Genomic DNA, 10,549 nt, shown 5'->3' on the forward strand with positions numbered 1-10,549 from the left:
CTCCGAATCGGCAACTTCCCCGGCGAACTCCCCCTCCGCGCAGGCGACCGCATCCGCCTCCTCCGCTCCGCAGCACCCCTCCAGAGTCCGCCCCAAGGCCAACCACCCGAGCTCCCCTGCAGCCACCCCGAAGCCCTCCAGACCATCGCCCAAGGTACCCCGGTCGCCATCGACGACGGCAAATTCACCGGCACCGTCGTCGACGCCTCCCAGACCTGGATCGAGCTTCTCCTCGAAACCCCCATCGGGCGCCGCCTGCGGCTTCGGCCCGGAAAAGGCCTCAACCTCCCCAGCATCACCCTCCCCCTCCCCGCCCTCACCACCTCCGACATCGCCAGCCTCGATATCGCCGCCGGCTTCGCCGACCTCCTCGGCTACTCCTTCGTCCACACCCCCGCCGATATCGCCCAGCTCGCCACCCAACTCGAAGCCCGCGGACTCCACGATCGCGGCATCGTCGCCAAAATCGAAACCCGCGCCGCCGCCCAAAACCTCGTCCCTATCCTCCTCGAAGGCCTCCGCCGGCCCGCCTTCGGCATCATGATCGCCCGCGGCGACCTCGCTATCGAAGTCGGCTGGGACGACCTCGCCCTCTACCAGGAAGCCATCCTCTGCCTCGCCGAAGCCGCCCACATCCCCGCCATCTGGGCCACCCAAGTGCTCGAAACCCTCGCCCGCCACGGAATGCCCGCCCGACCCGAAATCACCGACGCCGCCGCCGCCACCCGGGCCGATTGCGTCATGCTCAACAAAGGCCCCCACGTCGCCGCTGCCGTTCGTTTCCTCGACCGCCTCCTCTCCTCGGAGCACCGCCACCGGCAGAAAAAACGCGAACTCTTCACTCAATTCATCGCCCTCGAAGAAGCCGAACGCCCCAACGAGCTCGCACCCTCGACCATCTTCTACGGCAGTTAACCGGCCCTACCCACCATTTCCGCTATGAAGCTCATCGTCGCCGCGCTCGTCGCCTCCGGAATCGCCTGGCTGGCCGCACTCCTCGTCGATGCCGCCGAGCTGCTCGCCCCCGTCGGCGCAGATCGATAGCCGCCTACTTCCCAAAATCCCGCGGGACATCCACCTGTCCCGGCGCCCTCCCCGGGGCGATGAGCTCCACCAGCCGGCCCACCAGCGCCTCCCACGAAAACCGGCGCGCATGCTCCGAAGCCGCCAGCCCCATCGAACGCCGCATCCCCTCGTCACCCAACAACCGCCGAATGGCACCCGCCAGCGCCTCTGGCCGCCCGGGCGCAACGTGCAGACCGCACACCCCCGCAGGCACCAGCTCCGCCGGCGCCGAGCCGCCCACCACCACCGACGGCACCCCGCACGCCATCGCCTGAAGCACAACCTGCCCGAACGTATCCGTCTCGCTCGGAAACACGAACACGTCCGCCGAAGCGAACGCCTCCGCCAACTCCACCCCGCGCAGATACCCCGTGAACGTCACCGGCTTCCCCGCGAACAGCCCCTCCAAGCGCGCGCGCTCCGGTCCATCGCCCACCAGCGCCAGCCGAATACTCGGCAGCTCATCGAAAAGCCCGGCTAGCGCATCCAGCCGCTTCTCCTTCGCCAGCCGCCCCACGAAGAGCACCAACGGCTTCCCAGTCTCGCCGCCCGTCAACCGCGCCCGCATCGCCTCGCTTCGCCGCCCCGGATGGAACAGCCCCGTATCCACCCCCCGGCCCCACGTCTCCAGCCGGGGATATCCCCGGCGAGCAAGCTCCTCCCGCACGAACTCCGTCGGGCAGAGCGTCCGGACCGACCGCTCGGCCATCCGCCGGAGCAAGAACTCCGCCGCGCCCACCAACCGGTGCATTCCGTAGGTCTGTAAATAGCGCGGCATATCCGTCGTGTAGATATGCAAAAGCCGCGTCCCCCGCGGCACCGCCAACGCCACCGTCGCCCCCACCGGGCCCGGAGTCAGCACGATAACGCCGTCCCAACGGCCCCGCGCGAGCCGCACCGCCCGGTCCAGCTCCCACCCCAGCCGAAGCTCAGGATAGAGCGGCAGCGGCACCGAACCGAGCCGCGCAACCCGCGCCCCGTCCAGCATCCCCGGCCCAGGCCCTGGCGCCACCACCCGCACCGTATGACCCAGCCGCACCAGGACCCGCGCGATCGTCGCAGCCGTGTCCGAAACTCCATCGATCTTCGGCGCAAACGAATCCGTCGCCACCAGCACCCTCACCGGTCCGCGGCTCCCGCTGCCACCATCCGGCACCGGTTCGTCGTGAACCCCGCTGCCGTCCAAGCCTCATGGTCGAGCGCACCCGGCGCATCGAACACCACCCGCCCGCACATCAGCCCCGCTGCCATCGCCGGCTCCACCGCCCGCACCCAGTCCGCTCGGTGCGCAACGACCAGCCCCGTCGCCCCGGCCAGCGCCTCTCCCGCCGAACCAGCGACCATCACCCCCGGCGCTACCCTCACCAACGGGTCGAATCCCCGCACCCTCGCCCCGCGCGCCCCGAGGAGCTCGGCCAGCCGGAGCGCCGGCGAGGCGCGGAGATCGTCCGTACCAGGTTTGAACGCCAGCCCCAGCAACGCAATCTCCCGCCCGCCGAGCCCGCCCAGCGCTGCCTCCAGCCACTCCACCGCCCGGCCCGCCCGTTCGCGGTTCACGTCCAGCGTCGCGCGCAACTGTCGAAGCACCACCCCCCGCGTCGCAGCCACGTACTCCAGCGCCGCCGCGTCCTTCGGCAGACAGTGCCCCCCGAACCCCAGACCTGGCACCAAATACGCCCGCTGACCGATCCGCCGGTCCGCCTTCAACACCTCGAACAACCGCTCGACGTCCGCACCGAACGCCGCCGCGCAGTCCGCCATCTCGTTCGCAAAGCTCACCGACGTCGCCAAGAACGCGTTCGCCGCATACTTCGCCAGCTCCGCCGTCACCCGGTCCATCCGCAGCACCGGCGCATCCAGCCCATCGAACAGCCGCCCCGCCCGCTCGCCAGCACGCTCGTCGTTCGCCCCGATCACCACCCTGTCCGGCTCGCGAAAGTCCTCCCACGCCCGTCCCTCCCGCAGAAACTCCGGCACATGCACCACCCGGAGGTCGCCTCGCCCCGCCGCCCGCAGCGCCGCTTCCAGCCGGTCCCCCGTTCCCGGCGGCACCGTCGAACGCGTCACCACGATGCCGCCCCTGCCCGTCACCCGCGCCGCGAACTCGCCCGCCGCCATCAGCTGGCGAAGATCCGGTTCGCCACTCGGGAGCGGCGGCGTATCCACGCACAACACCGTCGCGTCGAAATCCCCCGGCGCCACCGACCGCTCGAACCGCAGCTGCCGAAGCCGGAGCGCCGTCTTCAAGGCCGCCCGCAGCCCCGGTTCAGCTTCCCGCAACCGCCCCTGGCGCAGAGCAGCCACCCGCTCGGCATCGGTATCCACCCCCGTCACCGCGTGCAGGAGATGCGCCAGCCCCACCGCCGTCACCGCCCCGATGCGCCCCACCCCGACCACGAGCACCCGGTCACCAGTCACAGCCATGCTCCTCGTGAGATGCCACCATCCTCCCCGCCCCCGGTTGTCGCCCCGTTCACGAGGCGCGAACGTATCGTTAAGAACCGAGCACCCGGCCCCCCAGCACACGCTCCGTTCATCCGCCCCTGCTCAGCTCATCGCATGGTCCTCTTCATCACCCGAAAATTCCCACCCGCCATCGGCGGCATGGAAGAGTTCTCCCTCCAGCTCGTCCGCCACTACCCCGCCCCATCCCAACTGTGCGCCCTCCGCCGCGGGCAACGCTGGCTGCCGCTCTTCGTCGCACATGCCGCATGGCGCTGCCTCACCCTCCGCGGACACATCGCCGCCATCCACCTCGGCGATGGCCTGCTCACCCTCGCCGCACCCCTCTTCCAGCTCCTCGGGCGCGCCCCCGCATTCGTCACCGTCCACGGTCAGGATGTCAGCCGGCGCATCCCCGGCTATGGCCTCCTCCTTCGTGCCACCCTGCGTGCCCTCGGCCCCGAGCGCGTCGTCGCCGTCAGCTCCGCCACCGCCAGCATCGTCGAAGCTCGATTCGGCTTCCGGCCGCGCATCATCCCGAACGGCGTCGATGTCGCCCGCTTCGCCCGCATCCAACGCCCCGCAGACCCAGCAGCAGCCCGCGCCGCCCTCGGACTCCCCACCACCGGTCCACTCATCCTCACCACCTGCCGCCTCGTCGAACGCAAAGGCATCGCCTGGTTCGCCCAACACGTCCTGCCCCAACTTCCCGGCGACGTCACCTTCGCCGTCGTCGGCGATGGGCCCGAAGCACCCCGCCTGCGCGCCATCGCCGCCCGCGATCCCCGCCTCCGGCTCCTCGGCCAGCTCCCGCCAGATGCCATCGACCGCCTTTACGCCTGCGCCGACCTCTTCGTCGCCCCAAACATCCCCGTTCCCGGCCGGCCCGAAGGCTTCGGAATCGCCCCCGCCGAAGCCGCCGCCGCCGGCCTGCCAGTCCTCGCAGCTCGCCTCGAGGGACTCGTCGATATGGCCCTCCTCACCGGCGCACGGCTCGCCGAGGCAGCCAACCCCGGCGCCTGGGCCCACGCAGTCCGCGAAGCACTCACCTCCCCGCCGTGGCCGTCCCACCGCCCTCGCGACTGGAGCGACGTCGCCGCCGACTACGCTCGCCTGTTCGAAAGCGCCACACCAGCTCGTCGGCGGTTCGCGCACCGCCACAGCGCCGAAGCCCCGTAGAAGCCCGCCAGCAACGCCGCGTCCACCAGCACACTCGTCGCCCGGGCAACCACCGCCACCGCCAGCGCCGCCGAAACCCCGAGCTCTTGCCCCAACAGCGCCACGATCACGCTCTCCCGAACACCAGCGCCCGATGGTGCGAACGGCGCCACATACCCGGCCATGCTCGCCAGGCAAAACACCGCCGCACCCTCCTCCCAGCGCCCCAGCGGCCAAGGACTCACCACCACCGCCGTCACGTGGAACGCCAACCCCGCAACCACCGCCGCTGCCGTCATCGCCACGAACGCGACCGTCGCCCGCCGCGGCGAAATGGCCGCCGCCTCGTGCATCCCGCCCTTGCCGAAGCGCCCGCTCAGCCGCCGGACCAGCGCCGGTCGCGTCCCCACCACCACGAGCGACAGCGCAGCGGCGCCCGCCAGCCCGGCGATCGCCACCCACTCCCTCCCGAAAGCCGGCACGGCCATCGCCGCCGCCGCCGCCACCCCAGACGCCAGCCCCAGAACCTGATCCACCCAGAGCAACGCCGCCACCGCCGGCGGCGCCATCCCCGCCTCTCGCAGCGCCAGCAGCTTCCCCGCGGGCCCCGTCGGCGGCCCCGGAACGTACCGAGCGACCCACCCCCGCGCAAACGACCGCAACCACAACAGACCATCGCCCTCAGGCCACCACCCGGCACCCAACACCCGCCACGCCCACGCCAAGATCGCCACCTGGAAGACCATCGCCAAGATCGCCCAAGCCAGAGCGTCCAGCGCCCAACCCCGGTGATTCGCGGCCAACTGCCCCGCGGCCGCCGCCACCCCCACCACCAGCGCACCCACCGCCACCGCCTGCAACAGCAAAGCGACCGCTCGCAACCTCATCGCCGCGCCGCCTCGCCCCACCCCCTCGCAGCCACAGCGCACGCCTCCAGATGCACCACCGCGAAGCTCGTCACCTCCACCCTCTCCCTCCCAAGCAACCTCCCCCCATCCATCGACGCCAACGACAGGATCTCGCGCCCCCGCACCTCCGCCCGGATCGGCGAGACCCCGTAATTGACCACGTGAAGCTCCAACCCGTGATCACCCTCCCACAGATCGACATACCCCGGCCCGGATAGCTCCACCTGCACCGGATTCATCGCCGCCAACAGCCGTCGCGTCGAATCCGGCATCGACACGCGCAAAAAGCGCCCCCCGAACACCAGCCGCATCAGCAAGTCCAGCCGGTCGACGAAACGCCGCACGTGCACCCGGCTGTAGTAGCCATCCACAACCCGCGGACCCACGACCCGCACCACCGGCTCCAGCGGCCCGCCAAGCCAGCCCAACAGCCTCCCCTTCGGAACCGCCAGCCCCAGCTCCGCGAATCGCATCACCCGACCTCGGAACCACCCCGGGGGCGCCACGCCCCCCGGAACCAGCAGACACCCGAGATCGCGCGGATCGTGCCGCTCACCGATTACCTGGAACGGAATGCCCGCACCCACCAGCGCCTGGATCACCGCCAGGTAGTCATCCTCGCCGCCCGGATAGAGATCACCCCGCCAGCCAACCGCATCGGGCACGAACACGCCGACCCGCGCCGCCTCCCGCCGCCGGCCTCCCGCCTCCACCAGCGCCGCGTAAGCCGCCACCACCTGCCCGAACGCCCCCACCCGCACGTCGTCCGAACCAGGCTCCAGGAGCGTCCAGCGCCCACCCACCACGTACTCCGAAGCCCGTAGCACCGGCGCCCCGCCCGCCGCAAATCCCTCGGCGGCGATCCGCGCGAACACCTCCGGCGGCGGCGGCCCATCCACCCCGATCCCCCGCTCGTACGCGATCGAGAGCGCCGGCGCACCCGGTCGGAGCGCCCCCAGCAGCTTGAACGTCCCCGCGTTCTGAACCAGCGTCCGGCCCCCCGCCCGCGGCGACTGCAGATTCTCCACGAACAACCAATCCATGAACCCCGCAATCGCAGGGAGGTCCACCCCGAACACATGGAACGTATTCACGTTCACCCCGCCCACCGTGTTCGTCACGAACTTCGTCTCTGGGTACACCGCCCGCACCTCCTCAACGATCCCCCGGAGAAAGGCCGTCAGCGTCCCCGCCCGCCAAGCCGCGAACCGCCGCGCCGCCTCGTCACGGCCCGGGCGAAACAACCGCGGAAGCGGCAGCACCGAAAGCCCCGCCGCCTCCTGCCACACCGAAAACCGCTCCCGACACCGCTCGCAAGCACACCCCGCAAACGCCGTGTAATCCCGCGAAAGCGGGATCGGCATCCCCCCGAACGCACAATTATCGAAAAACAACACATCCGCCCCCCGGTCACACGCGTCCAGACACCGCTCCAGCACCCACGCCCGCCAGCTCTCCTCGTTCAAACACGTGAACGCCCGCCCGTTGTAGTACGGGATCCGCTTCCCCTTCGGCGTCACCGCATACCACCCCTTCCGCGCGAACGAACCGAGCGGCGCCGCATTCGAAGGCTGAATGTACGCCGCTGCCATCATGCCCAGGTCGTGGCAGATCCGCGCCGCCCGTTCGAAAGCTCGCCAATCCGCCGCCTCCAACTCCGGCGGCAGCCCCCAGTTGTAGCTCGAGAACACGCAGTTCACCCCGCCCCTATCCCGCAGCCACCGGAGCCGCTCCGCATCGTAGGCCCGCCAATACGCCACCCTGTCCACCTCACGGCCGAACCCCTTCATCCGATGAATCAGCATGCTCCCCTGGCCCGCCCAGTAATACGCCGGCACCAGCAGACCGCCTCGCGCCGGGCGCCAACTCCTCCCATTCGCTCCCACACCCGAAGCCTCCCCCACCACCGTTTGCATCCCGTTGTCGCACCATGAACGACCGATGAACACCCCAGACCCCCGCCTTGACGCCCGCACCTACCGGGCGGAACAATCCCACTGCTTCGAGAAGGAGGAGCCCTACACCCCATGAACGTCAAAGCCGCAGTCCTCTACGCCCCCAATCAGCCCCTCTCCATCGAGGAGATCGAACTCGACGAACCCCAGGCCGGCGAAGTCCTCGTCAAAACCTCCGTCACCGGCGTCTGCCACTCCGACCTCCACTTCATGGAAGGCAAGTGGCTCTACCCCATGCCCGTCGTGCTCGGCCACGAAAGCGCCGGCGTCGTCGAAAAAGTCGGCCCAGGAGTCACCAACGTCAAAGAAGGCGACCGCGTCGTCGTCGCCTTCGTCCAATCCTGCGGCACTTGCAACCGGTGCGTCACCGGACGGCCCAACCTCTGCGAAAACACCCAAGCCCTCAACCGCATGGGCCGCGTCAAACTCAAAGGCCAGCCCATCATGCAGTTCGCCGGCATGTCCGCCTTCGCCGAATACCAGCTCGTCAGCGCCAACGCCTGCGTCCACGTCCCCGAAGGCGTCCCCATGCAGGCCGCGGCACTCGTCGGCTGCAGCGTCATGACCGGCGTCGGCGCCGTCACCAACACCGTCAAGCTCCAGGCCGGTCAAACCGTCGCCGTCGTCGGCTGCGGAGGCGTCGGCCTCAACATCATCCAAGGCGCCAAAATCGCCGGAGCCTCCCGCATCATCGCCGTCGACCTCGTCGAATCCAAACTCGCCGCCGCCAAAGAATTCGGCGCCACCGACGTCGTCGATGCCTCCAAAGGCGACGCCGTCCAACAAGTCCTCGCCATGACCAACGGCGGCGTCGACTACGCCTTCGAAGCCATCGGCCTCATGAAAACCGCCCAGCAATGCTTCGAAATGGCCCGCCGCGGCGGCCAAGCCGTCATCGTCGGCATGCTCCCCCTCACCGAGCAGCTCACCATCCCCAACGCCGGCATGGGCTTCCTCGGCGAAAAAGGCATCGTCGGCAGCTTCTACGGCTCCACCCGCCAGACCTACGACATGCCCTGGCTCATGGAGCTCTACCGCCAAAAGCGGCTCAAGATCGACGAACTCATCTCCCGCCGCTACACCCTCGACCAAATCAACGAAGCCTACGACGCCCTCAAAAAAGGCGAAGTCAACCGCTCCGTCATCGTCTTCGACGGCAACTAAGCCCACTCCACAACCCCGCGTCCCACGTCCCACCGGACACCAAAAGCGCCCCTCCCGAACCGGAGGGGCGCTTCCGTCCCTCGGCCCGCCGCCTCAGGCCTTCGCGCAGGCCACCACCGGATCGTAATCCGGAATATCCGTAATCTTCTCCGTCGGCTGAATCCACGCCACCTTTCCCTGCTTGTCCACCACGATCACCACCCGGTTCGCAATCCCGCGCGACTCGATCAACACCCCGTACTTCCGGGCCGTCTCACCCAGCGGATTGAAATCGCTCAGGATCGGGAAGTCCACCCCCAGCTCCTTCTTCCACGCCGCCTGCGCCCACGGCCCATCGCTCGAAATCACCACCGGAATCGCCCCTTGTTCCTCGAACTCCTTCCGCTTCTGCTCGATCAGCGGCAACTGATTGCTACACACCGGCGAAAACGCCGCCGGCACAAAATTGATGATCACCGCCTGCTTCCCACGATAGTCCGAAAGGCGGAACTTCTCCCCCGTCGGGCTCATCGGCAGCTCGAAATCCGGCGCCTCGTCGCCCACCTTCAGCGTTGCAGTCTCGGCCATGAACGAACCCCCATTTCACGAGTGATACCACCGATCGTACAGAACCGAACCCGCGCACGTCTGCCACAGCCCGCAGGTGCAGCCCCCTCGCCGAGCCGCCTATAATCCCATATGGCACTCGCACCATCCCACCAGGAGTAACCACAGGCCATGAACCTTCTCCGCCTCCTGCGGCCCACGACCATCGCCCACGCCCACTGCGACGGACCCTGCGGCGTCTACGACCCCGCCGCCGCCCGCATCGCCGCCGAAGCCGTCCTCTCCATGGAAAAAAAGATCGCCGCCCTCGGCGAATCACAGGACCTCGCCACCATCAACACCCGCACCCGCTTCATCGCCATCAAAGAACAACAAGCCGAAATCGTCAAAAAAGAACTCGACATCCTCTGGCACGACTACTTCAAGCCCGAACACCTCGAAAAATACCCCAACCTCCACGACATCTTCTGGAAAGCCGCCAAAGCCGCCTCCAAAAGCAAACACGAATCCAACCCAGCCAACGGCGAAGCCCTCCTCCAAGCCATCCAAGAAATCCACAACATCTTCTGGGCCACCAAAAACCGCACCGACGTCCCCTTCTACCGCGCCAACCCCTGACCCCTCACCCCATTACCCCATCCAACAGCGGGGCCCCATTCGGGGCCCCGCTCGCCATCTCCACCCATCACCCCCCGCCCGCTACACTGAAACCAAATGTTCGAAACCCTCACCGACCGACTCCAAGGCGCCTTCCGAAAATTCGGCGCGCGCGGCATCGTCACCGAAGAAGACCTCGATCAGGCCCTGCGCGAAGTCCGCATGGCCATGCTCGAAGCCGACGTCAACTTCCGCGTCGTCCGCGAATTCACCCAGCGCGTCCGCGAAAAAGCCCTCGGCGCCCAAGTCCTCCGCAGCCTCACCCCCGCCCAGCAAGTCATCGACATCGTCCACCAAGAGCTCGTCGACATCCTCGGCGGCCAAGCCCCCAAACTCGCAACCGCAGCCCGCCCACCCACCGTCATCATGCTCGTCGGCCTCCAGGGCTCCGGCAAAACCACGAGCGCCGCAAAGCTCGCCAACCTCCTCAAGAAGCAGCGCCTCCGCCCCCTCCTCGCCGCCTGCGACATCTACCGCCCGGCCGCCGTTGACCAGCTCGTCACCCTCGCCCGCGCGCTGGATGTGCCCATCCACGAAGAGGGCACGTCCGCCAAGCCTGCGGTCATCGCCCAGAACGCGCTCGAAAAAGCAAAGCGCATGGGGGCCACCCATCTCATCGTCGATACCGCCGGCCGCCTCCACATCGACGAAGAC

Annotated in this window: 10 protein-coding genes; 5 read left to right on the forward strand and 5 right to left on the reverse strand. The window is 68.6% G+C overall.

Annotation, left to right across the window (positions count from 1 at the left end; translation table 11 throughout):
- Window positions 1–915: pyruvate kinase (locus VAE53_RS12840; protein WP_322819774.1), on the forward strand; the 915-nt coding region annotated here is incomplete at its 5' end.
- A gap of 133 nt (window positions 916–1,048) precedes the next feature.
- On the opposite strand, the gene VAE53_RS12845 is transcribed toward VAE53_RS12840, so the two are convergent.
- Window positions 1,049–2,188 carry a glycosyltransferase family 1 protein gene (locus tag VAE53_RS12845; protein ID WP_322819775.1) on the reverse strand — a complete coding sequence of 380 codons (1,140 nt, stop codon included), beginning with the start codon at window positions 2,186–2,188 and terminating at the stop codon, window positions 1,049–1,051.
- The gene (locus VAE53_RS12850; protein ID WP_322819776.1) at window positions 2,185–3,483 is read right to left on the reverse strand and encodes a nucleotide sugar dehydrogenase; all 1,299 of its coding nucleotides are present in this window, start codon (window positions 3,481–3,483) and stop codon (window positions 2,185–2,187) included. Before VAE53_RS12850 ends, VAE53_RS12845 begins: the two co-directional genes overlap by 4 nt.
- A gap of 141 nt (window positions 3,484–3,624) precedes the next feature.
- On the opposite strand from VAE53_RS12850, the gene VAE53_RS12855 reads away from it, so the two are divergent.
- Complete coding sequence (locus VAE53_RS12855) at window positions 3,625–4,686, forward strand: glycosyltransferase family 4 protein (protein ID WP_322819777.1); 1,062 nt, start codon at window positions 3,625–3,627, stop codon at window positions 4,684–4,686.
- On the opposite strand, the gene VAE53_RS12860 is transcribed toward VAE53_RS12855, so the two are convergent.
- Complete coding sequence (locus tag VAE53_RS12860) at window positions 4,611–5,552, reverse strand: hypothetical protein (RefSeq protein ID WP_322819778.1); 942 nt, start codon at window positions 5,550–5,552, stop codon at window positions 4,611–4,613. The genes VAE53_RS12855 and VAE53_RS12860 overlap by 76 nt on opposite strands.
- Entirely contained in the window at window positions 5,549–7,522 is a 1,974-nt protein-coding gene (locus VAE53_RS12865) for a hypothetical protein (RefSeq protein ID WP_322819779.1), read from the reverse strand. The genes VAE53_RS12860 and VAE53_RS12865 overlap by 4 nt, the downstream gene beginning before the upstream one ends.
- 78 nt (window positions 7,523–7,600) lie before the next feature.
- On the opposite strand from VAE53_RS12865, the gene VAE53_RS12870 reads away from it, so the two are divergent.
- The gene (locus VAE53_RS12870) at window positions 7,601–8,692 is read left to right on the forward strand and encodes a Zn-dependent alcohol dehydrogenase (RefSeq protein ID WP_322819780.1); all 1,092 of its coding nucleotides are present in this window, start codon (window positions 7,601–7,603) and stop codon (window positions 8,690–8,692) included.
- 93 nt (window positions 8,693–8,785) lie between these two features.
- Here VAE53_RS12870 and VAE53_RS12875 read toward each other — a convergent pair whose 3' ends face one another.
- Entirely contained in the window at window positions 8,786–9,259 is a 474-nt protein-coding gene (locus VAE53_RS12875) for a redoxin domain-containing protein (protein ID WP_322819781.1), read from the reverse strand.
- 150 nt (window positions 9,260–9,409) lie between these two features.
- On the opposite strand from VAE53_RS12875, the gene sodN reads away from it, so the two are divergent.
- Both sodN and VAE53_RS12885 read left to right on the forward strand, forming a co-directional pair.
- A complete protein-coding gene (gene sodN / locus VAE53_RS12880; RefSeq protein ID WP_322819782.1) occupies window positions 9,410–9,856 on the forward strand; it encodes a superoxide dismutase, Ni in 447 nt (148 codons plus the stop codon).
- A 96-nt stretch (window positions 9,857–9,952) separates the two neighbouring features.
- Window positions 9,953–10,549: signal recognition particle receptor subunit alpha (locus VAE53_RS12885; RefSeq protein ID WP_322819783.1), on the forward strand; the 597-nt coding region annotated here is incomplete at its 3' end.

It is taken from the genome of Tepidiforma sp. (genome assembly GCF_034432735.1).
In the GTDB taxonomy this organism is placed as follows: domain Bacteria; phylum Chloroflexota; class Dehalococcoidia; order Tepidiformales; family Tepidiformaceae; genus Tepidiforma.

What these genes read in the sequence shown, in the direction of transcription:
- sodN (WP_322819782.1), top strand. Translation starts at nt 9,410, where the DNA reads ATGAACCTTCTCCGCCTCCTGCGGCCCACGACCATCGCCCACGCCCAC.
- VAE53_RS12870 (WP_322819780.1), top strand. Translation starts at nt 7,601, where the DNA reads ATGAACGTCAAAGCCGCAGTCCTCTACGCCCCCAATCAGCCCCTCTCC.
- VAE53_RS12860 (WP_322819778.1), bottom strand. Translation starts at nt 5,552, where the DNA reads ATGAGGTTGCGAGCGGTCGCTTTGCTGTTGCAGGCGGTGGCGGTGGGT.
- VAE53_RS12875 (WP_322819781.1), bottom strand. Translation starts at nt 9,259, where the DNA reads ATGGCCGAGACTGCAACGCTGAAGGTGGGCGACGAGGCGCCGGATTTC.
- VAE53_RS12855 (WP_322819777.1), top strand. Translation starts at nt 3,625, where the DNA reads ATGGTCCTCTTCATCACCCGAAAATTCCCACCCGCCATCGGCGGCATG.